Raw genomic sequence first — 24,386 nt, 5'->3', positions numbered from 1 at the left:
GAAAGGGCGGGAAATGATGAGTGGTCCGGAAATACGGGCGGCGGGGCGTGGGACGGTGGCCTCGGCACTGCCGACGGACACCACCGATGACGTACGGACGCGGGGGGCTGCTGTCTCAACGCGGATCGCGGTCCTTCCCGTCGGCAGCTACGAGCAGCACGGCTCCTACCTCCCGCTGGCCACCGACACGCTCGTCGCCTGCGCCATCGCGCGGGAGATCGCGGCCGTTCATCCCGTGCACCTCCTTCCGCCCGTGACCATCGCCTGCTCGCACGAGCACGCGGGCTGGCCCGGGACCGTCAGCATCTCCGCCGTGACACTGCACGCGGTGGTGCGGGACATCGCGGACTCGCTGCGCCGTTCCGGAGTCGAGGCGCTCGTCGTGGTCAACGCGCACGGCGGGAACTACGTCCTCGGCAACGCCGTCCAGGAGGCGTCCGCGCGCGGTGAGCACCTCGCGCTCTTCCCGGCCCCGGAGGACTGGGAGGAGGCGCGTGTCGCCGCGGGGGTCGAAACCTCCCTCCTCACCGACATGCACGCCGGTGAAATCGAGACGTCCATCCTTCTGCACGCGCACCCGGAAGTCGTCAGGCCCGGCTACGAGTCCGCCGATTTCACCGCCGACGACCGCCGTCATCTCCTCACCTCGGGAATGTCCGCCTATACCGATTCGGGTGTCATCGGCCGGCCTTCGCTCGGCTCCGCGGAAAAGGGGGAGCGACTTCTGGCGAGCCTGGTGGATTCCTTCGGGGCGTATTCCGCGCTGCTGAGTTCGCGGGTTTCCGGAGAGTAGGACGACGCGGGGACGGGTACGGGGGTGGCGGCACGCATCCCCGTCCACCACCGCACCACCAGCACCACGGCCCCCGGCAGCGCGGCCACGAAACACAGCACCCCGTACACGACCGACACCGAGAACCCCGTGTCGGCCCCCAGCCCGGCGGCCCCGAACGCCCACGCGGTGACCCCTTCCCGTGGCCCCCACCCCCCGACGTTCAGCGGCACCCCCATCGCGAGCAGCGCCAGCACGGCGAGCGGCAGCAGCCGTACGACGGAGGTCGACGCCCCCGCGACGCGCGCCGCGAGGACGAACGTACCGATGTGCCCGGCGAGGACGACGAGCGAGGAGAGGGCGACGCCGGGCCCGTTGCGGCGGGACAGCAGCGCTTCCCGGGCCTCGCCCAGCATGCGCCGGACGGCCTTCCCGCGCCGGGACGGCACCGCGGACGGCGTCCGGTTCATGCGGACGGCGAGGGCGACGGCGAGCGCCCCGACCCCGCCGAGCGCGACGAGCGGGACGATGTGCCGTACGTCCCCCGCGACCGGTGACGGTACGGCGAGCAGCACGCCGAGGCCGACGACGGCGAGGGCGATCTGTCCGGCGGCGCGCTCCCAGAACACGGCCCGTACGCCGCGTCCGACGTCGCCCTCGCTCTGTCCGTGCCGTACGGCCCGGTGGACGTCGCCGAGGATCCCGCCGGGCAGCGCCGCGTTGAGGAACAGCGCCCGGTAGTAGTCGCCGAACGCGGCCCCGAGCGGCAGCCGGATCCGCAGGCCGCGTGCGACCAGCGCCCAGCGCCAGGCGCTGAAGAAGGTCGTCACCCCGCCGATGGCGAGCGCGAGCAGCAGCGACAGCGCGTCGATCCGCCGCAGCCCGTCGAGGAAGACGCCGGTGCCCATCCGCCACAGCAGTACGCCGATGATGGCGACGCCGGCGACGGTACCGAAGTGGGTCCGCAGGGCCCGCAGCAAGGGACGCCCACTCGCCCCGACACCCCCCGGACCCTGAGGGCCTGTGTCGCATCCCCGGCCGGGCGCCCGCCGCCTGGCACGCACGCTCGCCGCGTTGCCGGAGCGCCCACGTGACTCCGCCACGCGGGCGCTCCGGCGCCTTGCGATCGCACGCACCAGACGACGCGCGCTGATCCGACCGGGGATGCGACACAGGCCCTCGGTCATCAGACGCTCCCCACCGGCCGGGCCAGCGCCAGCAGGTCCGTGTGGTGCACGGCGACCGTCAGCTCCCCGGCGGCGGCGGCCGCGAGCCGCGCCTCCAGGTACGCCCGCGCGCGGTCGGCGAGTTCCGGTCGCTCCTCGACGGCCGCGCCCACCCAGCCCCGCAGCCACTGCTCGGTCAACGCGGCCTCGGCGGGCCCGAGCCGCCAGGCGCTGGGGTGCAGCTTGACCGTCGCCCCCCGCGCCCCGAACGCCTCGGCGGCGACGTCCACCGCGTCGGGGCCGAGGAGTCCGTCGCGCCGCTGGTGGTCGTTGAAGGCGTCCTGGAGCTGCGCGTCCAGCGGGTCCGGGGCGGAGAACTCGACGCGTCCGGCGACGGACAGCGTGAGCAGCGCCGGGCACCCGGCGCCCACACACGCGTCGACGAGGGCGTCGATCTCCTCCCGGGTCAGCACGTCGAGCAGAGCCGACGCCGTGACGAGGGAGGCCCCTTGGAGCGCGTCCGGGGTGAGCCGGGCGACGTCGCCGCGCCGGGTCTCGACGGTGACCCGGCTGCCGTCGGCGGCGGCCCGGGGCGAGGCGACGGCCGCGAAGTGCAGCAGGTAGGGGTCGCGGTCGTGGAGGACCCAGTGCTGGGCCCCGTCGAGCCGGGGCGCGAGCCAGCGGCCCATGGACCCGGTCCCGCAGCCGAGGTCGTGCACGACGATCCCGGCCTTGCCGCGCGGCAGGTTGGCGAGGCGGATCCGCAGCGGGTCGAGGAGGTCCAGCGCGCGGGCGCCCGCGTCGGCGGGCTCGCGCAGCTGGAGCCACTCGGGGGCGTAGCGGGGCGGGTCGTCGGGGCCGGCCTCGCGCAGCCGTACGGTGGCGCGTTCGGCGACGGGTCCGGCGCCGGGGATGACGTCCGCGGTGCTCATGCGGCCCTCCAGGACTCGCGGGGAAGCCGGCCGAGGACGCCGGCGAGGCTCTTGGCGGTGGACGCCCAGCCGCCGAGCGCGGCACGCCGGCTACGGGCGGCGGACTTGAGGCGGCGGCGCACGTCCGCCTCCCCGAACCAGCCGCGCAGTTCGGCCGCGAGGGCGGCCGGGTTCTCCGGGGGCACGAGGATCCCGGGGACCCCGCCGTCGGGTGCGCGCCCGACGGCCTCGGGGACTCCGCCGACATCGGTGGCGAGGACGGGGATACCGCGCGCGAGGGCCTCGGTGACGGCCATGCCGTACGTCTCGGCGTACGAGGTGAGGACCATCAGGTCGGCGCGGGCGTAGCTGGCGTCGAGGGCGGCGCCGGACTTCGGGCCGGCCAGGTGCAGGCGGTCCTCCAGGCCGTGCGCGGCGATGAGTTCGCGCAGGTGGGCGACGTACTCGGGGTCCTGGTCGACGCCGCCGACCAGGTCGCACGTCCAGGGCAGTTCCGTGACGGCGGCGAGCGCCTCGACCAGGCGGTGCTGGCCCTTGCGGGGGGTGACGGCGGCGACGCACACCAGGTGCGAGACGCCGTCGGTGCCGGAGGCGAGCGGCGCGATGTCGGCGCCGGGGGCGGCGACGTGCACCTTCTCGGGGGCGAGCCCGTGGTGCGAGACGAGACGGCGTACGGCCCAGTCGCTGGTGGCGATGACGGCGGGCACCGCGCGCAGCACGGCGCGTTCGCGGGCGTCGAGTTCGGCGGCGACCTCGGGCGCGAGGCCCGTCTCGTCGCCGAGGGGGAGGTGCACGAGGACGGCGAGCCGCAGCCGCTCCGCCTCGGGGACGACGACCTCGGGGACCCCGCAGGCCACGATCCCGTCGAGCAGGACGACCGACCCGTCGGGCAGGTCGCGCAGCGCGCGGGCGAGGGCGTCGCGGTCCTCGGCGGACGGCTGCGGCCACTCACCGGCGGCGAGGTGCTTGCGGACCTGCCAGCCGAAGCCGGGCAGGTCGAGGCAGACCCGGCGGTCGTAGGCGTTGCCGCCGCTGGGCCGGGTGGGGTCGTCGACCCCGGCCGGCAGGACGAAGTGCACGGTCCGCAGGGACATCGGGATGAGATCGCCGTTCTTCCGTACGACGGGCTGCACGGGCTGCTGCTTCGGCACGTACGTGAGCGCCGGCTTGTCGAGGCGGACCGGCGTCCGCTCCATCGTCGTGTCGGTCACAGGGCACGCTCGTAGCTCGCCCAGGCGATGTGCGACTCGTGCAGCGTGACGGAGAGCGCGGAGATGCCCCGCGCGCCCTCGCCGAGCGCCCCCTTCTGGATCCGCTCGGCGAGCCGGTCGGCGATGACCTTCGCGAGGAACTCCGTGGACGTGTTGACCCCCGCGAAATCCGGCTCGTTGTCCAGATTCCGGTAGTTCAGTTCCGCGACCACGGCCCCGAGCTCCTGGCTCGCGAGTCCCATGTCGACGACGATGTTGTCGTCGTCCAGCTGCTCGCGGCGGAAGGTGGCGTCCACGAGGAACGTCGCTCCGTGCAGGCGCTGCGCGGGTCCGAAGACCTCGCCGCGGAAGCTGTGGGCGATCATGATGTGATCGCGGACGGTGACACTGAACAACGGACGACCCTCCAGGTGCGGCGCGTCTGGTCCCCCGGACGTTACGCGCCGGGGGATGCCGTGTAGTACGGCTGACCGCTTCCCCGTGTTCAGCCGCTTCTCACTCCTTTCTCAGGTCAGGCGCGCGCGGGTGTCAGGGCGCCGGGTAGCGCACGCGGTGGCAGAGTGCCGGGATCTCTCCCGAGGCCAGCTTCGGCAGGACGTCGGGGAGTTCGTCGAACGCGCACTCTCCGGTGATCAGCGCGTCGAGGGCCGGGTCGGCGAGCAGGTCGAGGGCCAGGGCGAGGCGGTCGGCGTAGGTGCGGCTCGCGCGCGCGGGAGAGACGGTGCCGACCTGGCTGCTGCGGATCGTCAGGCGGCGGGAGTGGAACGCCTCGCCGAGGGGAAGGGCGATGCGGCGGTCGCCATACCAGCTGAGTTCTACGACGGTGCCTTCGGGGCGCAGGAGTTCGAGGGCCTTGTCGAGGCCGGCCTCGGTGGCGCTGGCGTGGATGACGAGGTCCAGGTCGCCCGCCGCGTCCTCGGGGAGGGCGAAGTCGATGCCGAGTTTCGCGGCCGTCTCGGCTCGGCGGGGGTCGGCGTCGATGAGCTGGGCCTTGACGCCGGGGAACTTGGCGAGGAAGGCCGCGACGGAGGAGCCGACCATGCCGCCGCCGATGACTGCGACGCGGTCGCCGATCATGGGTTGCGCGTCCCAGAGGGCGTTGACGGCGGTTTCTACGGTGCCGGCGAGGATGGCTCGTTCGGCGGGGACGGTATTGGGTACGACAATCACACTTCCAGCTGGCACCACGTACCTCGTCTGGTGCGGGTACAGGCAGAACACCGTTTTCCCGACGAGGTCCGCCGGGCCCTGTTCGACCTCGCCCACATTGAGGTACCCGTACTTCACCGGAGCCGGGAAATCGCCCTCCTGGAACGGGGCGCGCATCGCCGTGTGCTGGTTCTCGGGGACCTTGCCGCCGAACACCAGCGTCTCGGTGCCGCGGCTGATCCCGGACCACAGCGTCCGGACCAGGACCTCCCCCTCGCCGGGCTCCGGAACCGCCGTCTCGCGCACCTCCCCCTCACCCGGACGGCTGACCCAGAACGCGCGTGCGGCGCCCTTCATAGAAAACCTCCTGAACGATCGGCATCCGGTTCACGTACCGAGATGTGGCACAGGCCGCGCACAGTACGCGGCGTTGATCGACTCTGTCACTCGGCCGGAGGATGTGCGGTGGCCCTGAACAACACGTACGAAGCAAGGCTGGTCCAGCAGGAGACCGCTCTGGGAGCGGGCGCTCAGCTCCTGCTGCTGGCCCTGCTCGGCTCGGTGATCGGCATGGGTACGGCGGGCTGGGCGACCGGCCTCGTCTTCGCCCTCGGCACCTGGGCCCTGCTGTCCGGCGCCTGCCACCGCTCCGGAATCCGCACGTTCGGGCCCGCCAACCGCGTCACTCTCGGCCGCGCGATCCTCGTCGGCGGGGTGACGGCCCTGGTCGCCGACTCCTTCGAGTCCGCGCCGCCGGTCACGCTGCTGGTCGGCCTCACCGCCGTCGCGCTGATCCTGGACGGGGTGGACGGCAAGGTCGCGCGGCGTACGAACACCTCCACGCCGCTCGGCGCCCGCTTCGACATGGAGGTCGACGCGTTCCTGATCCTGGTGCTCAGCGTGTACGTCTCGACCCAGCTCGGGCCGTGGGTGCTGCTGATGGGCGCCATGCGGTACGTGTTCGTCGCCGCCGCGTACGTCTGGCCGTGGCTCAACTCCGCGCTGCCGCACAGCATGGCGCGCAAGACGGTCGCCGCGACGCAGGGCGTCTGCCTCCTCCTCGCCGGCTCCGAACTCCTGCCGTACGCCGCGAACCTGGCGATCGCCGGGACGTCGCTGGCCGCGCTGGTCTGGTCGTTCGGGCGGGACGTGGTGTGGCTGTTCCGGACGCGGCCGGGGGCGGGGAAGGGTGTGGAGGAGCCGGTGACTGTGTCGGTGCCGCAGCCCCGCAGTGCCGAGCCGCTGTCGGTGGAGGCCCGGGTCGCCGCCGCCGAGCCGGTCGTCGTCCGGCCCGAGCCGGTCGTCGTGATCTCGGAGCCGATCGTGGCGGCTCTGGCGGCGAAGGAGACGGCGGTGCTGGCGGCGCGCTGAACCTCGCGGAACCGGCCCGGACCCCGCGGGGGGAGTCCGGGCCGTTCCATGTCTACGACCTCGGGGCTACAACTCCGGAGTCAGTACTTCGGGGCTACGGCCTCGGCGAGCGCGCCCGCGCCACCGCGAAGCCCCCGGCCCCCAGCGCGACCGCGCCGAGCGCCAGTCCGCCGATCCCCATCTCGCGGGCCGCCGAGTCGTGGCCGGCGGTGCTCTTCGCGACGGGTTTCGTCGAGACCACCGTCTTCGCCCGGGTCAGGGTCAGGACGGGCGCCGGGTTCTCCGGGTCGTCGTCGCCCTGCCCGGCCGCCTCGATCCAGCGGACCACCTTGCCGCTGTCGTACGTCTGGAGGGTCTTGAACTCCAGTTCCGGCGCGTCCTCGGGGAGCTGGCCGAAGGCGACGTCGAAGTCCTCGAACCGCCCCGGCGCGATCTTCCCGCCGGTCCAGGTGATCTCGGAGACCGCGTCGGTGATGGTCCCGTCGTCGGTCTTGACCGGGGTCTTCAGCTTGGTGGTGGTGACTTTCGGGGTCCAGCCGTCCTGGGAGCGGACCAGGACGCCGAGGAGGGGATGGTCGGTGGGCAGGAAGACCTGTACCTCGGAGGTACTGGCCTTGTCGTCCTCGTTGGGGACGCGGAACGTGAGGAGCCCGTCGGTAGCTCCCTGGGCGTAGCTCTCGGGGTGGACGGTGACGTGCGCGGACGCGGCGCCGGCCGCCACGAGGACACCGCCCGCCGCGAACAGGACGGCGAGGGCCGCGGTGCGTGTGCGGAACATGGCTGACTGATCTCCGTACGAATTGAGTCGATTCCTTCAGGCCGGGTACGGAACCGGCCCGGGCGGCCCTCTGCGCCGTACGGCGTGCCGCAGCAACAGCCTTCGGGGCGCGGGCAGATACGGCCACGGCCGTAGGGCCTCGCGGGCGCCGCCGACCCTGACGGGCCCACGCCACCATGCGACGAGCCCCGGCACGAGCGCGACGGCCCAGCGCAGGAGAGACCACAGCGCGGCCTCGCCCCGCCGGAGCCACCAGGAGGTGAGGAGCGCGGCGAGGAGGTGGGCGGCGAGGGTGTGGGGGGTGGAGTGGTGTACGAGGTTGAGGTGGGCGGGGCCGAGGTGAGCGGAGTGTGGGGAGAGCTGCATGTTCATGCCCTTCATCCGGCGCCCGTCCCTCGTCACCGCCCCGAACCCCAGATGCAACGCCCCCTGCGTCACCAGCGTCGCCCCGCCGATCCCGCCGAGACTCCGCTCCCACCCCCCGAGCATCCACCCGGCGCCGAAGACGACACAGAAGCCCAGCCCCTGCGCACCGGCCGACGGCGTCTCCCCCACGGCCACGAGATGCGCACCGGCGGCCAGCAGCACGCACACCGCCGCGAACACGGCGGCACGCAGCCCGCGAACCCCCGGCGACGCCCTCATGCCCCGGGATCCTGCCATGCCGGGCCGGGGCGCTTCACCCGCCTTGACTGTTCTTGGGAATCGACGCGCTCTCTTCGGCAGGTTCGGTGTACTTGGCTGTTTCCCTGCTGCCGACTGTTTCCGTGCGCGGCAGCAGCGCGATCGCCGCCACCGGTACCGCCGCCAGGACCAGCCACGGCACCGCCGCGGGCAGCCCCGTGTCCAGCAGTGTCCCCGTCAGCGAGCTCCCGATCAGCACGATCAGCCCGGACACCGAGGACAGCGCCCCGGTGTACAGCCCGAGCCGCCCCTCGGCCGCGAGGTCGGGGACCCACGCCCGCGCGGCCGGCGCGACCAGCATCTGCCCGAACGTGAGCAGCACGACGAACCCGGCGGCGGGCAGCAGCCCGGCGTTGCCCGCGAGGTCGGCGGGGAGCGCGGCGGCGACGACCGCGAACCCGGCGGAGATGAGCGCGAGCCCGCCCGCCATGGACGTCCGGAGGCTGAGCCGCTCCCCCACCCAGCGGGTGACGGGCAGTTGGGCTGCGACGACGAGCGCGGAGGAGAGCGCGAACAGCCAGGACAGGGGCGTCTGCGACCCGGCCGCGCGCTCGACCTCGGCGGGCAGGGCCAGGTAGAGCTGGTTGTAGGCGAGGAGGTAGGCCCCGTACGCGCAGCACAGCGCGAGGAAGCGCCGGTTGCGCAGCATCGGCCCGACCCCGCCCTTGACCCGCGTCTTCTGCCGCCCGGGTATGTGCTGGGGCAGCAGCCAGGCGTGCCCGGCGAGGACGAGGACGAAGATCCCGGCGCCGGCCAGGCACACCGTACGGAAGTCGACGGACAGCAGCAGCGCGCCGATGAGCGGGCCGACGAACGCCCCGGCCTGTCCGGCGACGGTCAGCAGCGCGAGGACCCGGGTGCGGGGGCCGTTCCCGGCCTCCTCCCACAGGACGGCCTGGCGGGCGACCTCGCTCTCGACGGCCGGGGAGAAGAGGGCGGCGGCGAACCCGATGAGCAGCACGGCCCCGATGACGGACGCGATGTGGTCGGCGTACCCGAGCCAGGCGAACCCGGCGATCCTGAGGACGCAGCCGACGAGGACGACGGGCCGCACCCCGTACCGGTCGGTGAGCGCGCCCCCGACGACGAACAGGCCCTGCTGGCTGAACGTCCTGAGCCCGAGCACGAACCCGACGAGCCAGCCCGCGAGCCCGATGCCGGTCCCGAGGTGTTCGGCGAGGAACGGCAGAACCGCGAAGAACCCGACGTTGAAGGCGAGTTGGGTGAGGATCAGCAGGCGCAGCAGCGGGGAGAGCCGCACCTTGGTCGTCACGCTCATCGGGCTGCCACCAACTCTCGTACGGGTTCGGGGAGTTCGGGTATCCGCGGGTCGTCGCCCGGGTCGCTCGCCCGGCGTCCGCGGAGCCCTCCGGCGGTCACCGCGAGCGCCCCGAGGACGGCGAGGGCGGCGGCGGGCGCGAGGACGGCCCACGGGGCGCGTTCGGCGTAGGGCTGGTTCTCGGCGAGCAGCAACCCCCATTCCGGGGACGGGGGTTGGGCGCCGAGGCCGAGGAAGCCGAGGGTGGCGAGCGCGAGGGCGTTGCCGGGCAGGCGCAGGGCGGCGTGCCGGGCGACGGGCGGGAGGATCGCGGGCAGCAGCGCGCGCCGCACCAGGTGGAGGCGTCCGGCGCCGAGCGCGCGGGTCGCGGCGAGGTGGAGGGCCGCCTTCTCCTGGGCGAGCAGCGCGGAGGTGTGCGCGGCGAGGGGCGCCCAGGCGACGACGGTCACCGCGAGCGCGGGCGTACTCGCGCCGCTCCCCCACACGGCGGCGACCAGCAGCGCGGCGAGGACGGGCGGTACGGCGTTGACGGTGTCGACGAGCGGCGCCGACAGCCTCGGCACGAGCCCGAGCAGGACGCCGATCACGTACGCGGCGAGGCTGATCCCGCCGGCCAGCAGCAGCGTGTCCAGCGCGCCGTGCGCGACGCGGGCGAGGAGGTCGCGGCCGAGGGCGTCGGTGCCGAACGGGTGCGCGGGGGACGGCGATTGGAGGCGCCGGGTGGTGTCGACGGCGAGCGGGTCGCGGGGCAGTCCGGCCGCGACGACGGCGAGCAGGAGTCCGCCGTACAGCAGGGGCGGGAGTCTGCGTACGGGCGGGTCGGGGCGGTGCAGGGTGGGGAGGGCGCCGTCGCGCAGGGCGGGGCCGAGGAGGGGGCGGGCGGCGAGGCGGGCGGCGCCGGTGACGAGGGCGGCGAACAGGACCAGCGCGAGGGTGCCCGCCTGGAGGACCGGGAGGTCCTGGGCCAGGGCGGCCTGGAGGGTGGTGCGGCCGAGGCCGGGGATGTCGAAGATCTGCTCGACGACGACCGATCCGCCGGTCAGCCCGACCGCGAACAGGCCCAGGTTGGGCAGGAGTCCGGGCAGGCTGCGCCGTACCGCGTGCCGGGCGATCCGGCCGCCGGGGACCCCGCGCGCGGTGGCCGCCTTCGCCCAGGGTTCGGCGAACGCGGCGGGCAGCAGGTCGTCCAGCAGCCGCCCGAGTACGGCCCCGGCGGGCAGCCCCAGCGCGAGCGCGGGCAGGATCGTCCACTTGAACCCGTACCAGCCGAGCGCGGGCAGCCAGCCGAGCTGGACGCCCACGACGGTGGCGAGCACGGAGGCCGTGAGGAACTCCGGCAGCGCGGCGAGCATCGCGGAGCCGGAGCGGGCGCGGGCACGCCCGGCTCCGCGGAGGGTGGGTGCGCAGATCAGGGCAGCGGTGGTGGTCGCGACGGCCAAGGCGACCGTCACGAGCAGCAGGGACGCGCCGAGCGCCTCCAGGACGGCCGGGGTGACCTCCTCGCCGGAGATCCAGGACCGGCCGGCGTCCCCGCGCGGGAGGCCGGACAGCCACTGGCCGAGGAGGTGCAACGGGCCGTCGGCGAGGCCGAGTTGCTCGCGGATGTCCGCCAGGACCTGTGGGGTGGGGTCGCGGTCGACGGCGCGGGCCTTGAGGACGGTCCGCGCCGGGTCCGTGTCCGTCAGCCAGGGCAGGAGGCCGATGCCGCAGACCAGGCCCGCGGCGAGGGCCGCCCGCCACAGGAGCGCCGTGACCCGTCCCACCGGGTCAGCGCCGGGTGCCGGTGCCGACGAGCGTGCGCTCGTACGGGTCGAGGAGGGCGCCGCGCACGTTCGCGCCGATGCCGGTGATGACCCGCTGGTGGACGAGGGGGACGACCGCGTCCGTGCCGAGGATCGCGGCCTCGGCGGCCATCGCCGCGTCCTGGCGCTTGCCGGTGTCGGCGATGCCCTGCGCGGTCGCGACGGCCCGGTCGACCTTCTTGTCGCAGAGCTGCGCGATGTTGAAGCCGCCGGCGCAGGTGTAGTCGCTGGCCAGGACCGCGACCGGGTCGCCGGTGTCGACGAGCGTGTTGCGGGCCAGCACGAACGCGTCGAACTTCCCGGCCAGCGCGTCGCCCTCCAGGCGCGAGTACTCCCGCACCTCCAGGGTGACCTTGAACCCGGCCTTCTCCAGCTGCTGCTTCAGGACCTGCGCGGCCTCGGGGAGTTCGGGGCGGTTGTCGTACGTCGCGAGGGTGACCGTCGCGTTGTCCGGCTTGGCGGGGGTGGCGCGGCCGGTGGGGGCGGTGCGCTTGCCCGCGGCCCAGGTGACGGCGGGGCCGTAGATGCCGGTGCCCGCGTCGGCGTGGTTCTCGTAGACGCCCTTGGCGAGCGTCGAGGTGTCGACGGCGGCGCGGGCCGCCGCGCGCAGCGCCGGGTTCTTGAAGGTGCCCGTCTTCGCGTTGAGCAGGAGGCTCGTCGTGCGGGTGGTCGCCGTCTCCTTGCGGGTCGTGGCGTCCAGGGTGGCCGCCTGGGCGACGGGGATCGCCTCGGCGATGTCGACCTCGCCGGTGCGCAGGGCGTTGGCGCGGGCGGTGCCGTCGGCTATGAAGCGGGCGTCGACGCCGGCCGCCTGGGCCCGGCCGCCCCAGTAGTCGTCGAAACGGTTCAGGGTCGCGGCCGTCGTGCCGGTCAGCTTGCTGATCTCGAACGGTCCCGTCGCGGTCCCGACCGGGTTCGCCGCGCCCTGCGCGCCGTACGCCTTCGGCGCGAGGATCGCGAGGCTCGGGCTGGTCAGCCGCAGCGGCAGCACGGGGTCGGGAGCCGTCGTCGTGATCCGTACGCCGGTCGCGCCCTCGGCCTTCGCCGTGAGCGTCACTCCGGCGAGCGCGGCGGGCGCGGGCTTGGCCTGCGTGGCGTGGCCCAGGGAGGCGGAGACGGCGGCGGGGGTGACCCGGGTGCCGTCCTGGAAGGTGGCGTCCCTGAGCGTGAACACCCAGGTGCGGTCGTCCACGCGCTGCCAGGACTGGGCCAGCGCCGGGGCCGGTGCGCCGTTCGCGTCCAGCGCGGTCAGCCCCTCGGTGACACCGAGCCGGCTGAGGATCGTCGCGTCGGCGCCGTACGGGGAGAGCTTCTCGGCGGGCGGGAACGCGAGGGCTACGCGCAGGCGGGCGCCGTCCTTCGCGTCGGACGCCTTGTCGTCACCCCCGCCGGACGAGAAACAGCCCGCCAGCAGCGGCAGGGCGACGAGAGCGGCGAGGAATCGGGAGCTGTGGGGGATGCGCATGTGTTACCGGTCTGTCAGGAGGTCGGACGGGGAACTGGTCATGCCGTGCGCGGCGGGGACCCGGCCAGTGCGGACCGCGTCGAACGGCACCTCGAAGTGCACGACCGACTGGGCCTCGCCGTGCGGGTTGTTCCGCTCGTCGAGCACCACCTCGCCGAGTGAGCGCCAGAAGCCCTCGGCGCCCTCCACCGAGGGGTCGGTGTGCAGGTACACGGAGCGGTAGCCGCCGGCCGCCGCCGCGAAGTCGAGCAACTCGGCGACCAGGCGCCGCGCCAGGCCCCGGCGACGGTGTTCACGCCGGGTGTAGATCCGGCGGAGCTGCGCGGTCGTCCCGGAGGGGTAGCGCTCGGCGAGGTGTGCGGGGTTCGGGGGGTGCAGGGGGCCGCGTGAGTCCAGGGCGCCGGTCGCGACGACCTCGCCCTCGGCGTCGACCGCCACGAGCAGCGTGTGCCGCGCCGGTGCCAGGTACGCGCCGGCCAGGTCGATGATGTCGCCGTGCCACCTCGGCACGTACCCCGTGCCGAAGTCCCGGTACACCGTGTCGAGCATGACGGCCCGCGCCTCGTCGAGGTCCTCCGGGCGGGCTGGCCTTATGCAGTATTCACGCACTTGCACATCATACGCAGTTAGCACGTCAGTGCGATCAAGAGGATACCCGCACACTCCTCCGACCCCCGATTTGACAGCCCTCACTCGCCCTCCTAAAACCTAGTCACATGAAACCCATTTTCAAAACCCCGGCCCTCGCGGCGGAGGAGGCGGGGCGGGCCAGGGTGCGCCCGCGCCTGCGCCTGGCGGCGGGCGAGACAGGGGGACGAGCGGCCTCCACTCACCCCACAGCCGAACCGGCCCCCGCAGCGGGCGAGGCGTCTCTCCCGACCAGCGCCGCCCCACTCCGGGTCACGCCGACCCCCGCGCCTCTCGGGTCCTCCGCCCCAAGCCCCCGCACGCCCTCCGCCCCGACGGGCCGTACCCTCGTCACCGCCCCAGCACCCTCCGCGACCCCGGCACCCCTCGCAGTCCCGGCACCTGCGACCCGCGCCTCCGCCGACACGCCGGCTCCCGCCCCGGCGAAACTCACCGTCGCCCGGCCTCGTCGCGCGGCCTCCGCCCCGACGAGCCCCGTCCCCCTCGGCACCTCTCCCCTGTCTCACCCCCGTCCCGTAGAGAGTGGGCGGCAATGCGCATAGCCTTCGTCGGCAAAGGCGGAAGCGGGAAGACCACCCTGTCCGCCCTCTTCGCCCGGCATCTCGCCCGGAGCGGTGCCCCCGTCCTCGCCGTGGACGGTGACATCAACCAGCACCTGGCCGAGGCCCTCGACCCTGATGCCGCCCCGTTCACCGCGCCCCCGCTCGCCGGGCACATCGGCGAGATCAAGGACCTCCTGCGGGGGACCAACCCGCTGGTCCCGTCCCGGGAGGCGATGGTCAAGACGACCCCGCCCGGACGCGGCTCCCGGCTGCTGAGCCTCCTCGGTGACGACGAACTCCACGCCCGCCATGTCCAACGGGTCGGCGGCGTCCCGCTGATGGTGACCGGCGAGTTCGACGAGAGCGACCTCGGGGTGGCCTGCTACCACTCCAAGCTGGGCGCGGTGGAGCTGTACCTCGGGCACCTGGTGGACGGCCCCGGCGAGTACGTCGTCGTCGACATGACCGCCGGCGCCGACGCCTTCGCCTCCGGACTGTTCACCCGGTTCGACATGACCTTCCTCGTCGCCGAACCCACCCGCCGAGGCGTCTCCGTCTACCGCCAGTACCGCGACCACGCCCAGGAGTTCGGCATCCCCCTCGCCGTGATCGGCAACAAGGTCACCGGCGAGGACGACCTCCTCTTCCTCAAGGAGCAGACCGGCGACCACCTCCTCACCCACCTCAGCCACTCCTCCTGGGTACGCTCCGCCGAACGCGGCACCCCCCAGGGCGAGCTGGAGGACGGCAACCGCCACGCCCTCGACGTCCTGCGCGCCACGGTCGACGCCCGCCCCAAGGACTGGCCGGCCCTCCACCGCCACGCCGTCGACTTCCACCTGCGCAACGCCCGCGCCTGGGCGAACGAGGCGACCGGCCGGGACCTGGCGGCCCAGGTCGACCCGGAGTACGTACCGGGCCGGCCGCCGAGCGACTGACCGGGGTCAGCGTCCCGCCGGGATCAGGGTCCAGTTGGGATCCACCTCTCCTCCTTTTCTTGAACTCCCTTTGCCTTCCTCTGATGTGCTCCGACCTTCTCCTTCCGATCCACTCCGCGCGAACCTCCGAACAGGACCCCCATGTCTCTCGACGTCTCCCCCACCCTCCTCGCCCAGGCCGAAGCCGGTGACGTCCGCGAGGAGGACTTCGTGGACACCGTCCGCACCTCTCTCCCGTACGCCTACAACCTGATCGCCTCCGTCTGCGCCGACCTCAAGGCCGGCACCGCCGAGTTCGCCGACAACCAGACCCCTCCCCCCTCCGAACAGGAACGCGGCCAGCTCCTGCGCGCCCTCGCCAGCGACGCCATCCGCACCAGCCTGGAACGCCACTTCGGCGTCGCCCTCGCCTTCCAGAACTGCCACCGCGTGGCGGCCTTCCACCCGGACGCCCGCACCGGCGAGACGTACGCGCGCTTCACCTCCGTCCGCTCCCAGCTCCTCAACCAGTCCCCGGAGTTCCGCGACTGCTGACCAGGCACCTCGTCACCTCCGTCCGATCCGGGTGCCGGGAAAATCTCCCGACACCCGGCCAACGGACCGCCCCTCGAACACGTGCCCAGAAACCGAAATGTCACCCGATGGGGTGACATTCGATTCCCCGTTGACCGAGGAGCGCTTTCCCTGCCTACCGAACTACCTGCCGACCGCCGTCACGCACCGACGGTCCTGCACACCGCCCGCCACCACCGAAGCGGGCGCCACCGCGTACCCGGTGGGCCGGGCCGTGAACGTCCCCCGCCCCTGCGTCCGCCCCCGCAACCGGCCCGCGTAACCGAAGAGTTCGGCCAGCGGAACACTCGCGGTGACGACCGCCGACCCGGACCGCACCTCGGACCCGGTGACCCGCCCGCGCCGCGCGGCGAGTTCCCCGAGGACCGCGCCGACGACCGCCTCGGGCACGGTGACCGTGACCTCGGCGACCGGTTCGAGCAGCAGCATCGCGCAGGCCCGCAGCGCCTCCCGGAGCCCGAACCGGCCCGCCGTACGGAACGCCTGCTCGGACGAGTCCTTCACATGCGTCGCCCCGTCGGTGAGCGTGACCCGCAGCCCGGTCACCCGGTGCCCGCCGAGCGGCCCTTCCGCGAGGGCGTCCCGGCAGCCGGCCTCGACCGCGCGGACGTACTCCTGCGGTACGCGCCCGCCGACGACCGCCGAACGGAACACGAACTCCCCTTCGTACGGCTCGACTTCGAGCACGACCTGAGCGAACTGGCCCGCCCCACCGTCCTGTTTGACGTGCCGGTACACGACTCCGGACACGCCCCGGCCGACGGTCTCGCGGTAAGTCACCCGGGGGCGGCCGATGTTGACGTCGACCCCGAGTGCACTGCGGATCTTCTCCACGGCCACCTCCAGATGCAGTTCGCCCATGCCGGACAGGACGGTCTGACCCGTCTCCGGGTCGGTCCGCACCGCCAACGACGGGTCCTCCTCGGCGAGTCGGGCCAGCGCGGACGCGAGCCGGCCGGTCTGCGTACCCCGGCACGCCTCGACCGCCACGGACACGACCGGCTCCGCCACGCCGGGCGGCTCCAGCACCAGCGGAGCGTCCGGCGCGCACAAAGTCGCCCCGGTCCGCGCCGACTTGACGCCGACGACGGCCACGATGTCCCCGGCGACCGCGCGCTCCACCTGCACATGCCGGTCGGCCTGCACCCGCAGGATCCGCCCGACCCGCTCAGCACGCCCGGCCACCGCGTCCCACACCACGTCCCCCTTCTCGACGGTCCCCGAGTAGATCCGCAGGTAGGTCAACCGCCCGGTGGGCGTGACGGCGACCTTGAACACGAGCGCGGAGAACGGGGCGGAGGGGTCGGCGGGACGGGTCTCGGTGAGGTCGGCATCGACAGTCAACGCCCCAGCACTCGGGGCGAGTTCGACCGACAGCACGTCACGCATGACGGCCCCGCCCTCCGGCGCTTCACGCCCCGGCTGCCGCCCACCCGCAACCGCCGCGCCCCGCACCGCCGGCACATCCAACGGCGACGGCAGATACGCCACCACCGCGTCGAGCAACGGTTCGATGCCCCGGTTCCGGTACGCGGAGCCGCACAGCACGACCACGCCGTCCCCGCCGCGCGTCATGTCCCGCAGCGCGGCGACGAGGGTCGGCGCCGACACCGTCTCCCGCTCGCAGAACTCCTCCAGCGCCGCCGGATGCCGCTCGGCCACGGCCTCCTCCAGGAGCCGCCGCCGGCGCAGCGCCTCGGCGAGCAGTCCGGCGGGGACTTCGCCCGATACGGCGGTGTCCTCGCCGTCGGCCCAGACCAGCGCCCGCAGCTGCACGAGGTCGACCACACCGGTGAACGACTCCTCGGCACCGATGGGCAGTTGGACGACCAGCGGTGTCGGGTGGAGGCGTTCACGGATGGAGGCGACGGCCGCATCGAGGTCGGCGCCCGCGCGGTCGAGCTTGTTGACGAAGGCGATACGCGGCACACCGTGCCGGTCGGCCTGGCGCCACACGGACTCGCTCTGCGGCTCGACGCCGGCCACCGCGTCGAACACGGCGACCGCACCGTCGAGCACCCGCAGGGCCCGTTCGACCTCGTCGGCGAAGTCGACGTGCCCGGGAGTGTCGATCAGGTTGAGCCGATGCCCGTCCCAGTCACAGCTGACGGCCGCCGAGAAGATGGTGATCCCCCGGTCGCGTTCCTGCGGATCGAAGTCGGTGACGGTCGTCCCGTCGTGGACTTCCCCCCGTTTGTGCGTGGTTCCGGTGGCATAGAGGATCCGCTCCGTGACGGTGGTCTTGCCCGCGTCGACGTGGGCGAGGATGCCGAGATTGCGTACGGCGGCGAGCTGACGTTCGAGGTTGGTGCGCACGGCCCTTGGCCTTTCGAGGTGCTTCCGAAAAGGGGAGGCGTGATGGAAGGACGAAGTCCCGCGAGACTCAGAGCTTCGTCACAGAGACCGGTGCCGGGCGCGCAGCGAGCACCGGACGCCCCAGGACACGAGGATCACCTCGTACCGGGCACGGGGAGTTGCGACAGCGGTGTGCTCACGCATGGCCAACTCCCCTTCTACGACTCGGTGTACGCGCTGCCCTTGCCGTGGGCGGCGCAACGACAGACGTGAGTGTAGGGACGACGGTCCAACCAGGTCACATGATTTTCCGACCGGAACGGCCACAACGGCCGCAACAACCGCCCACCCCGCCTTCCCCACCCCAACTCACCTACACGGCAAAGAAGTTCCTCCGCACCCGCCGCAGCCAAGCCTCGACCGCACGCTCGTCCGGCTCGTCCGCCAACACCGTCCGGTACTTCGCGAACGCCTCTTCGAAATACCGCAGCAACGGCAGAGCGGCGTCCGAATCGGTGGCGACCTCCTCGCCGAACCGGTGATAGCTCTCCGGATCCTCGACGCGGACGGTCAACCGCCCGGTGCTGTACAGCTCGAACCCCTGATGGCACAGCCTCTTGAGATGCCGCGCGTGCTTGGCGGTCCGTTTCCGCGTGTCCGCCGAGAACGACCCGTCCCCGCGCCCCTGGAGCCGCCGGAACTGCTGGGTGGCGTACCCGAGATACGCGTCCCGGACCCGGTCGGAGCTGAGCAACGCGCCCCGGATGCCGATGAGTTCGTCCCCGAGGGGCGTACGTGTCTCGTACAACTCGTCGGACAGCCAGACGAGTTCCATCACGGTCGGGTTGCCGGAGAGGGCGAGGCGGCACCACTTGGCCGCCTCGTGCAGGGTGCGGTCCGGGGCAGTGGTGACGTGGGACTCCTTCGGCCGGTGCAGGCCGTGCAGGTCCTCGGTGGGGGCCGCGAACATGCCGAGGCGGTCGATGTCGGAGCCCTCGCGGGCGAGCCCGTAGGCGGTCGAGCCGACGACTCCGGACAGCAGGATGTTCTGGACGGTCATGTCATACCCCCGTGATGGTTCCCTCGTCCGGACATGATGCCGTCCGGGCCGCCCCGCCCACCTCCGGGTTTCCGCCGATCCTCACGTTCGGGGTATTTCGGTCCCGAATAGGGTGTGACATATTACTGCCGTGACCAAGCAGTCCAGCGGTGATGTCGTGGTCGTGGGTGCCGGCATGGTCGGCGCCGCCTGTGCGCTGTACGCCGCCCGTGCCGGACTGGACGTCGTCGTCGTGGACCGGGGCCCGGTGGCCGGCGGGACGACCGGCGCGGGCGAGGGGAACCTCCTCGTCTCCGACAAGGAACCCGGCCCGGAACTCGAACTCGCCCTGCTGTCCGGCCGGTTGTGGACCGAACTGGCACAGAAGCACGGCCCTGCCCTTGAGTACGAGCCGAAGGGCGGCCTGGTCGTCGCGGCCACGTCCGAGAGCCTCACCGCCCTCACGGCCCTGGCCGGCTCACAGCGCGCCGCCGGGGTGACGACGACACCGGTCGCCCCCGACGAACTCCCGGACTTGGAGCCGTACTTGGCGCCCGGTCTCGCGGGCGGGGTGCTGTATCCGCAGGACGCCCAGGTGATGCCGACCCTCGCCGCCGCCCACCTGTTGCGGGCCTCGGGTGCACGCGTCGAGACCGGCCGGACCGTCACCGAGGTGCTGCGCGGGGCCGACGGCGCCGTACGCGGCGTACGTACCGACCGGGGCGACCTGTACGCGCCGGCCGTGGTGAACGCGGCCGGGACCTGGGGCGGTGAGGTCGCCGCGCTCGCCGGGGTGCGTCTTCCGGTGCTCCCGCGTCGCGGGTTCGTGCTGGTCACGGAGGCGTTGCCGCGCCGCGTCCGGCACAAGGTGTACGCCGCCGACTACGTCTCGGACGTGGCCAGCGACTCGGCGGCGCTCCAGACCTCGCCGGTCGTCGAGGGTACGGCGGCGGGTCCCGTGCTGATCGGCGCGAGCCGTGAACGCGTCGGCTTCGACCGCTCGTTCTCCCTGCCCGTCGTACGGGCGCTCGCCGCGGGTGCCACCCGGCTGTTCCCGTTCCTCGCCCAAGTCCGGGCGATGCGCACGTACTTGGGTTTCCGCCCCTACCTCCCCGACCATCTCCCGGCCATCGGCGCCGACTTGAGGGTGCCGGGCCTCTACCACGCCTGCGGACACGAGGGCGCGGGCATCGGCCTGGCGACCGGCACCGGCCACCTGATCGCCCAACTCCTGCACGGCACAAGGCCCGACCTCGACCTGACCCCGTTCCGCCCGGACCGCTTCCCCGAGGAGGCCGCCGCGTGAACCCCCTCGACCTGGTCCGCGCCCGCCCCGGCCCCGCCTTCACCCTCACGTTCGACGGCCGCCCCGTCGAGGCGCTCCCCGGCCAGACAGTGGCCGCCGCCCTCTGGACGGCAGGTGTCGTGTCCTGGCGCACGACCCGCGCCACCGCCACCCCACGCGGCGTCTTCTGCGGGATCGGGGTCTGCCACGACTGCCTCGTCACCGTCGACGGCCGCACAGACCAGCGCGCATGCCTGGTCCCGGCCGAACCCGGGGCGGATGTCCGCACCCAGTCAGGAACCGGCCATGACTGAACCTCCCCACCTCGCGGTGATCGGCGCCGGTCCGGCAGGGCTCGCCGCCGCCCTGGCGGCCTCCGCGCGCGGCGTCCGCGTCACCGTGGTGGACGCCGGCCAGGGCCCCGGCGGCCAGTTCTACCGCCAGCCCGCTCCGGCCCTCGGCGCCCGCCGCCCGCAGTCCCTGCACCATCAGTGGCGCACCTGGGAACGTCTGCGCGCGGGCCTCGAAACCCACCGCGTCACACTCCTGACGGATCATCATGTCTGGTGCGTGGAGCGGGAGCCGGCGGGCCTCACCGTGCACGCACTCCTCGGACCCGAGCAACAAGAATCCGTCGCCGTGCGCGCCGACGGCGTCCTGCTCGCGACCGGCGGCTACGAGAAGGTCCTCCCCTTCCCCGGCTGGACCCTCCCCGGCGTCCTCACGGCGGGCGGCGCGCAGGCCATGCTCAAGGGCGCCCTCGTCCTGCCCGGCCGCACCGCCGTCGTCGCGGGCACCGGCCCCCTGCTCCTGCCGGTCGCGACCGGCCTCGCCTCGGCGGGCGCACGGGTCGTCGCACTGGTGGACTCCGCCGACCCCCGGGCCTTCGTACGGCGTACGGGTGCCCTGGTCCGAGAGCCGGCCAAGCTCGCCGAGGGGGCAGGGTACGCGGCCCAACTCCTGCGCCACAGAACGAAGGTGATGACGCGTCACACCGTCGTCGAGGCGCACGGCACCGACCGCCTGGAGGCCGTGACCGTCACCGACGTCCGGTCGCACCGCACGCACCGCATCCCCTGCGACACCCTCGCCGTCAGCCACGGCCTCCTCCCCCACACCGACCTCGCCGACGGCCTCGGCTGCACCCTCGACGGCCCCGCCGTACGCGTCGACACCGAGCAGCGCACCGACGTCCCCGGCGTCTGGGCCGCCGGCGAGGCCACCGGCATCGGCGGCGCGGCCCTCTCCCTCGCGGAGGGCCACATCGCGGGCCGCTCGGCCGCCGCTCGCCTGCACAACACCCGCCCAGACCCGGCGAGTTGGGCACCCGCTACCCGTACCAGGACCCGGCTGCGCACGTTCTTCGCGGCACTCGACAGCGCGTACGCCCCACCCGCCCGCTGGACGGACCACGTCACGGACGACACGGTCGTATGCCGCTGCGAGGAGGTCACGGCCGGCGCCGTCCGCGAGGCCGTGGACGACCTGGGCGCGGGCGACCTGCGCACCGTGAAGCTGCTGACCAGGGCGGGAATGGGCTGGTGCCAGGGCCGCATGTGCGAACCGGGAGTGGCCGGCATCGCGGGCTGCGCACTCGTACCAGGACGCCGGATGCTGGCCAGACCCGTACCGCTGGGGGTGCTGGCGGAGCAGGACGAGGCCGGCGGTACGGCTGACGGCCCATGACACACAGCACCCCGCCCCCACCCACCGAGCACCACCGAACCCGCCCCGGAGGGACCCCATGACCACCACTTCCCGCCCCTGGCACGGCGTCCTCGTAGCCACCGCCCTCCCCCTCGACGACGACCTCTCCGTCGACTACGACAAGTACGCCGACCACTGCACCTGGCTCATCGCCAACGGCTGCGACGGCGTGGTCCCGAACGGCTCCCTCGGCGAGTACCAGACCCTGACCCCCGAGGAGCGGACGAGGGTCGTCGAAACGGCCGTCGCGGCGATCGGCGGCGACCGTGTCATGCCCGGGGTCGCGGCGTACGGCGCGGCGGAGTCCCGCCGCTGGACCGAGCAGGCGGCCGAGGCGGGCTGCGGCGCGGTGATGCTGCTCCCGCCGAACGCGTACCGCGCGGACGACCGCGCGGTGGTCGGCCACTACGCCGAGGTCGCGGCGGCCGGGCTGCCGGTCGTGGCGTACAACAACCCGATCGACACCAAGGTCGACCTGGTCCCGGAGCTGCTCGCGAGGTTGCACGGCGAGGGTCACATCCAGGGTGTGAAGGAGTTCTCCGGCGACGTCCGAAGGGCCTACCGCATCGCCGAACTGGCCCCGGAACTGGACCTGTTGATCGGCGCGGACGACGTCCTGCTGGAGCTGGCCGTGGCGGGTGCGAAGGGCTGGGTCGCCGGCTACCCGAACGCGTTGCCGCGCGCCTCGGTCGAGTTGTACCGGGCGGCGGTGGCGCAGGACCTCGCCACCGCGCTCCCGCTGTACCGCCAGTTGCACCCCCTGCTCCGCTGGGACTCACGCGTCGAGTTCGTCCAGGCGATCAAGCTGTCGATGGACGTCGTGGGCCGCCACGGAGGCCGATGCCGCCCGCCCCGCGTCGAGTTGCTCCCGGAGCAGGAGGCGGCGGTACGCGCGGCGACCGAGAAGGCCGTGGCCGCCGGCCTCGCGTGACGCCTCAACTCGCGTACGTCACCGGCGACTTGGTCAACTCAGGGAAAGGGAACCGGACATGCGCAGCAAACTCGTCCTGCACGCCGTCGACTCGCACACCGAGGGCATGCCGACCCGGGTGATCACCGGCGGCATCGGCACCGTCCCCGGCGCGACGATGAACGAGCGGCGGCTGTACTTCCGTGAACACCGCGACGACGTCAAGCAGTTGCTGATGAACGAGCCGCGCGGGCACGCGGCGATGAGCGGCGCGATCCTCCAGCCGCCGACCCGCCCGGACTGCGACTGGGGTGTCGTCTACATCGAGGTGTCCGGCTATCTCCCGATGTGCGGGCACGGCACGATCGGCGTGGCGACCGTCCTGGTGGAGACCGGCATGGTGGAGGTCACCGAGCCGGTCACGACGATCCGGCTGGACACCCCGGCGGGCCTGGTCGTCGCCGAGGTCACGGTGGAGGACGGCCGGGCGAAGAACGTGACGCTCCAGAACGTGCCGTCGTTCTCGGTGGCGCTCGACCGCAAGATCACGCTGGCCGACGGGCGAACGGTGACGTACGACCTTGCGTACGGCGGCAATTTCTACGCGATCCTGCCGCTGGACCAGTTCGGGCTGCCCTTCGACCGTGCCCGCAAGGACGACCTCCTCCGGGCGGGGCTGTCCCTGATGGCGGCGATCAACGCCGAGGAGGAGCCCGTACATCCGGAGGACCCGTCGATCCGGGGCTGTCACCACGTCCACCTGATCGCCCCCGGCTCCACGGCCCGCCACTCCCGGCACGCGATGGCGATCCACCCGGGCTGGTTCGACCGCTCCCCGTGCGGTACGGGCACGAGCGCGCGCATGGCGCAGCTCCACGCGCGCGGTGAACTCCCCCTGCACACCGAGTTCGTGAACGAGTCCTTCATCGGCACCCGCTTCACCGGCCGGCTCCTCGGGACGACGGAGGTGGCCGGCCGCCCCGCCGTGCTCCCCAGTTTCACGGGCCGCGCGTGGATCACGGGGACGGCCCAGTACCTGCTGGACCCGACCGACCCGTTCCCGGCGGGGTTCGTCCTGTGACGGAGAACCTCCCCGAGCTGGGCCGGCGCAGCAGTTACCGGGAGAAGGTCGTGGACGCGCTGCGGGCGGCGATGATCGCGGGCGAGCTGCGGCCCGGGGAGGTGTACTCGGCGCCGGGGGTGGCGGCGCGGTTCGGGGTGTCGGTGACGCCCGTGCGGGAGGCGATGCTCGTGCTGGCGAAGGAGGGTCTAGTCGCCGCGGTGCCGAACAAGGGGTTCCGGGTCACGGGGGTGTCCGACGTACAGCTCGACGAGTACAAGCAGATCAGGGCGCTGATCGAGATCCCCACGGTGGTCTCGCTCGCCATGACCACGGATCCGGCGGCCCTGGCGGCGCTGAGGCCCGTCGCCCAGGAGATCGTGACCGCGGCGGCGGCCGGTGACCTGATCGCGTACGTCGAGGCGGACACCCGTTTCCATCTGGACCTGCTCGCCCTGGCGGGCAACGCGCACCTGGTGGAGGTGGTCCGCGACCTGCGCAGCCGCTCCCGGCTGTACGGTCTGGAGGCCCTCGCCGCCTCGGGCCGGCTGACCGCCTCCGCAGAGGAGCACCTCGATCTCCTCGACGCGTTGTCGGCTCGCGACGAGGGGGCCGTCCGCGCGGTCATGGCCCGTCATCTGGGCCATGTACGGGGGCTGTGGGCGGCGGCGCGGGACTGAGCCGCCGCACCAAAGGGCGCTGAGCCCCCACCGCACGGTCCCCGGCGCACAAGACCGCCTCCTGTGATCCTTGTCGCCGCTGTGGCGTGAGTGACGTGAG

General features: G+C 73.2%; 22 protein-coding genes and 1 pseudogene. 10 read left to right on the top strand and 13 right to left on the bottom strand.

The annotated features are described in order from the left end of the window. The first annotated feature begins 16 nt into the window (after positions 1 to 16). Positions 17 to 793: a creatininase family protein gene (locus ACLZOT_RS24365; RefSeq protein WP_416971174.1), complete on the top strand. Its 777-nt coding sequence runs from the start codon at positions 17 to 19 to the stop codon at positions 791 to 793. A gap of 86 nt (positions 794 to 879) precedes the next feature. On the opposite strand, the pseudogene ACLZOT_RS24360 reads toward ACLZOT_RS24365, so the two are convergent. The 5 genes and pseudogenes from ACLZOT_RS24360 to ACLZOT_RS24340 form a co-directional block, all read right to left on the bottom strand. Continuing rightward, a pseudogene (locus tag ACLZOT_RS24360) lies at positions 880 to 1,959 on the bottom strand (lysylphosphatidylglycerol synthase transmembrane domain-containing protein); the annotation flags it as partial. Then, positions 1,959 to 2,870, bottom strand: a complete 912-nt coding sequence (locus ACLZOT_RS24355) for a methyltransferase domain-containing protein (RefSeq protein WP_416971173.1) — start codon at positions 2,868 to 2,870, stop codon at positions 1,959 to 1,961. The gene ACLZOT_RS24355 and the pseudogene ACLZOT_RS24360, both read right to left, overlap by 1 nt. Continuing rightward, complete coding sequence (locus tag ACLZOT_RS24350; protein WP_416971172.1) at positions 2,867 to 4,081, bottom strand: glycosyltransferase family 4 protein; 1,215 nt, start codon at positions 4,079 to 4,081, stop codon at positions 2,867 to 2,869. Before ACLZOT_RS24350 ends, ACLZOT_RS24355 begins: the two co-directional genes overlap by 4 nt. After that, positions 4,078 to 4,476 carry a 6-pyruvoyl trahydropterin synthase family protein gene (locus tag ACLZOT_RS24345; RefSeq protein ID WP_416971171.1) on the bottom strand — a complete coding sequence of 133 codons (399 nt, stop codon included), beginning with the start codon at positions 4,474 to 4,476 and terminating at the stop codon, positions 4,078 to 4,080. The genes ACLZOT_RS24350 and ACLZOT_RS24345 overlap by 4 nt, the downstream gene beginning before the upstream one ends. A gap of 133 nt (positions 4,477 to 4,609) precedes the next feature. Further along, entirely contained in the window at positions 4,610 to 5,587 is a 978-nt protein-coding gene (locus ACLZOT_RS24340) for a dehydrogenase (RefSeq protein WP_416971170.1), read from the bottom strand. Positions 5,588 to 5,695: 108 nt separating this feature from the next. On the opposite strand from ACLZOT_RS24340, the gene ACLZOT_RS24335 reads away from it, so the two are divergent. Continuing rightward, the gene (locus ACLZOT_RS24335; protein ID WP_416971169.1) at positions 5,696 to 6,601 is read left to right on the top strand and encodes a CDP-alcohol phosphatidyltransferase family protein; all 906 of its coding nucleotides are present in this window, start codon (positions 5,696 to 5,698) and stop codon (positions 6,599 to 6,601) included. 94 nt (positions 6,602 to 6,695) lie between these two features. Here ACLZOT_RS24335 and ACLZOT_RS24330 read toward each other — a convergent pair whose 3' ends face one another. The 6 genes from ACLZOT_RS24330 to ACLZOT_RS24305 are packed head-to-tail and all read right to left on the bottom strand — an operon-like array spanning position 6,696 to position 13,218. Then, on the bottom strand, positions 6,696 to 7,379 hold the full coding sequence (locus ACLZOT_RS24330; RefSeq protein ID WP_416971168.1) for a YcnI family protein: 684 nt from the start codon (positions 7,377 to 7,379) through the stop codon (positions 6,696 to 6,698). Between the two features lie 36 nt (positions 7,380 to 7,415). After that, complete coding sequence (locus ACLZOT_RS24325; protein ID WP_416971167.1) at positions 7,416 to 8,024, bottom strand: hypothetical protein; 609 nt, start codon at positions 8,022 to 8,024, stop codon at positions 7,416 to 7,418. Positions 8,025 to 8,058: 34 nt separating this feature from the next. Further along, the gene (locus ACLZOT_RS24320; protein WP_416971166.1) at positions 8,059 to 9,342 is read right to left on the bottom strand and encodes an MDR family MFS transporter; all 1,284 of its coding nucleotides are present in this window, start codon (positions 9,340 to 9,342) and stop codon (positions 8,059 to 8,061) included. Further along, positions 9,339 to 11,105 (bottom strand): ABC transporter permease subunit, encoded by a 1,767-nt coding sequence (locus tag ACLZOT_RS24315; RefSeq protein WP_416971165.1) that lies wholly within the window; start codon positions 11,103 to 11,105, stop codon positions 9,339 to 9,341. The genes ACLZOT_RS24320 and ACLZOT_RS24315 overlap by 4 nt, the downstream gene beginning before the upstream one ends. A 4-nt stretch (positions 11,106 to 11,109) precedes the next feature. After that, positions 11,110 to 12,609, bottom strand: coding sequence for an ABC transporter substrate-binding protein (locus tag ACLZOT_RS24310; RefSeq protein ID WP_416971164.1), 1,500 nt, complete (start codon positions 12,607 to 12,609; stop codon positions 11,110 to 11,112). A 3-nt stretch (positions 12,610 to 12,612) separates the two neighbouring features. Next, on the bottom strand, positions 12,613 to 13,218 hold the full coding sequence (locus ACLZOT_RS24305; protein WP_416971163.1) for a GNAT family N-acetyltransferase: 606 nt from the start codon (positions 13,216 to 13,218) through the stop codon (positions 12,613 to 12,615). A 571-nt stretch (positions 13,219 to 13,789) separates the two neighbouring features. On the opposite strand from ACLZOT_RS24305, the gene ACLZOT_RS24300 reads away from it, so the two are divergent. After that, complete coding sequence (locus ACLZOT_RS24300) at positions 13,790 to 14,737, top strand: ArsA-related P-loop ATPase (protein WP_416971162.1); 948 nt, start codon at positions 13,790 to 13,792, stop codon at positions 14,735 to 14,737. A 141-nt stretch (positions 14,738 to 14,878) separates the two neighbouring features. Next, positions 14,879 to 15,271 (top strand): SCO5389 family protein, encoded by a 393-nt coding sequence (locus tag ACLZOT_RS24295; protein WP_416971161.1) that lies wholly within the window; start codon positions 14,879 to 14,881, stop codon positions 15,269 to 15,271. Between the two features lie 162 nt (positions 15,272 to 15,433). Here ACLZOT_RS24295 and ACLZOT_RS24290 read toward each other — a convergent pair whose 3' ends face one another. Both ACLZOT_RS24290 and ACLZOT_RS24285 read right to left on the bottom strand, forming a co-directional pair. Next, positions 15,434 to 17,626 (bottom strand): elongation factor G, encoded by a 2,193-nt coding sequence (locus tag ACLZOT_RS24290; protein WP_416971160.1) that lies wholly within the window; start codon positions 17,624 to 17,626, stop codon positions 15,434 to 15,436. A 352-nt stretch (positions 17,627 to 17,978) separates the two neighbouring features. Continuing rightward, positions 17,979 to 18,665 carry a DNA polymerase beta superfamily protein gene (locus ACLZOT_RS24285; protein WP_416971159.1) on the bottom strand — a complete coding sequence of 229 codons (687 nt, stop codon included), beginning with the start codon at positions 18,663 to 18,665 and terminating at the stop codon, positions 17,979 to 17,981. Between the two features lie 175 nt (positions 18,666 to 18,840). Between ACLZOT_RS24285 and ACLZOT_RS24280 the strand changes: the two genes are divergently transcribed. From ACLZOT_RS24280 to ACLZOT_RS24255, 6 genes are read left to right on the top strand one after another with little or no spacing between them, the layout of a single operon-like run. Then, positions 18,841 to 19,950, top strand: a complete 1,110-nt coding sequence (locus ACLZOT_RS24280) for an NAD(P)/FAD-dependent oxidoreductase (RefSeq protein ID WP_416971344.1) — start codon at positions 18,841 to 18,843, stop codon at positions 19,948 to 19,950. Continuing rightward, on the top strand, positions 19,947 to 20,243 hold the full coding sequence (locus ACLZOT_RS24275; protein WP_416971158.1) for a (2Fe-2S)-binding protein: 297 nt from the start codon (positions 19,947 to 19,949) through the stop codon (positions 20,241 to 20,243). Before ACLZOT_RS24280 ends, ACLZOT_RS24275 begins: the two co-directional genes overlap by 4 nt. Next, the gene (locus tag ACLZOT_RS24270; protein WP_416971157.1) at positions 20,236 to 21,615 is read left to right on the top strand and encodes an NAD(P)/FAD-dependent oxidoreductase; all 1,380 of its coding nucleotides are present in this window, start codon (positions 20,236 to 20,238) and stop codon (positions 21,613 to 21,615) included. The genes ACLZOT_RS24275 and ACLZOT_RS24270 overlap by 8 nt, the downstream gene beginning before the upstream one ends. Before the next feature lie 58 nt (positions 21,616 to 21,673). Next, the gene (locus tag ACLZOT_RS24265; protein ID WP_416971156.1) at positions 21,674 to 22,567 is read left to right on the top strand and encodes a dihydrodipicolinate synthase family protein; all 894 of its coding nucleotides are present in this window, start codon (positions 21,674 to 21,676) and stop codon (positions 22,565 to 22,567) included. Between the two features lie 58 nt (positions 22,568 to 22,625). Then, positions 22,626 to 23,627: a proline racemase family protein gene (locus ACLZOT_RS24260; protein ID WP_416971155.1), complete on the top strand. Its 1,002-nt coding sequence runs from the start codon at positions 22,626 to 22,628 to the stop codon at positions 23,625 to 23,627. After that, entirely contained in the window at positions 23,624 to 24,286 is a 663-nt protein-coding gene (locus tag ACLZOT_RS24255; protein WP_416971154.1) for a GntR family transcriptional regulator, read from the top strand. The genes ACLZOT_RS24260 and ACLZOT_RS24255 overlap by 4 nt, the downstream gene beginning before the upstream one ends. Positions 24,287 to 24,386 lie beyond the last annotated feature (100 nt).

The sequence above is a fragment of the Streptomyces sp. 4F14 genome, from assembly GCF_048159485.1.
Lineage (GTDB): Bacteria > Actinomycetota > Actinomycetes > Streptomycetales > Streptomycetaceae > Streptomyces.
This window is presented reverse-complemented; position numbering and strand designations above follow the sequence as displayed.

What these genes read in the sequence shown, in the direction of transcription:
- ACLZOT_RS24330 (WP_416971168.1), bottom strand. Translation starts at nt 7,379, where the DNA reads ATGTTCCGCACACGCACCGCGGCCCTCGCCGTCCTGTTCGCGGCGGGC.
- ACLZOT_RS24365 (WP_416971174.1), top strand. Translation starts at nt 17, where the DNA reads ATGAGTGGTCCGGAAATACGGGCGGCGGGGCGTGGGACGGTGGCCTCG.
- ACLZOT_RS24310 (WP_416971164.1), bottom strand. Translation starts at nt 12,609, where the DNA reads ATGCGCATCCCCCACAGCTCCCGATTCCTCGCCGCTCTCGTCGCCCTG.
- ACLZOT_RS24300 (WP_416971162.1), top strand. Translation starts at nt 13,790, where the DNA reads ATGCGCATAGCCTTCGTCGGCAAAGGCGGAAGCGGGAAGACCACCCTG.
- ACLZOT_RS24355 (WP_416971173.1), bottom strand. Translation starts at nt 2,870, where the DNA reads ATGAGCACCGCGGACGTCATCCCCGGCGCCGGACCCGTCGCCGAACGC.
- ACLZOT_RS24265 (WP_416971156.1), top strand. Translation starts at nt 21,674, where the DNA reads ATGACCACCACTTCCCGCCCCTGGCACGGCGTCCTCGTAGCCACCGCC.
- ACLZOT_RS24295 (WP_416971161.1), top strand. Translation starts at nt 14,879, where the DNA reads ATGTCTCTCGACGTCTCCCCCACCCTCCTCGCCCAGGCCGAAGCCGGT.
- ACLZOT_RS24340 (WP_416971170.1), bottom strand. Translation starts at nt 5,587, where the DNA reads ATGAAGGGCGCCGCACGCGCGTTCTGGGTCAGCCGTCCGGGTGAGGGG.
- ACLZOT_RS24270 (WP_416971157.1), top strand. Translation starts at nt 20,236, where the DNA reads ATGACTGAACCTCCCCACCTCGCGGTGATCGGCGCCGGTCCGGCAGGG.
- ACLZOT_RS24280 (WP_416971344.1), top strand. Translation starts at nt 18,841, where the DNA reads ATGGTCGGCGCCGCCTGTGCGCTGTACGCCGCCCGTGCCGGACTGGAC.
- ACLZOT_RS24285 (WP_416971159.1), bottom strand. Translation starts at nt 18,665, where the DNA reads ATGACCGTCCAGAACATCCTGCTGTCCGGAGTCGTCGGCTCGACCGCC.
- ACLZOT_RS24325 (WP_416971167.1), bottom strand. Translation starts at nt 8,024, where the DNA reads ATGAGGGCGTCGCCGGGGGTTCGCGGGCTGCGTGCCGCCGTGTTCGCG.
- ACLZOT_RS24260 (WP_416971155.1), top strand. Translation starts at nt 22,626, where the DNA reads ATGCGCAGCAAACTCGTCCTGCACGCCGTCGACTCGCACACCGAGGGC.
- ACLZOT_RS24320 (WP_416971166.1), bottom strand. Translation starts at nt 9,342, where the DNA reads ATGAGCGTGACGACCAAGGTGCGGCTCTCCCCGCTGCTGCGCCTGCTG.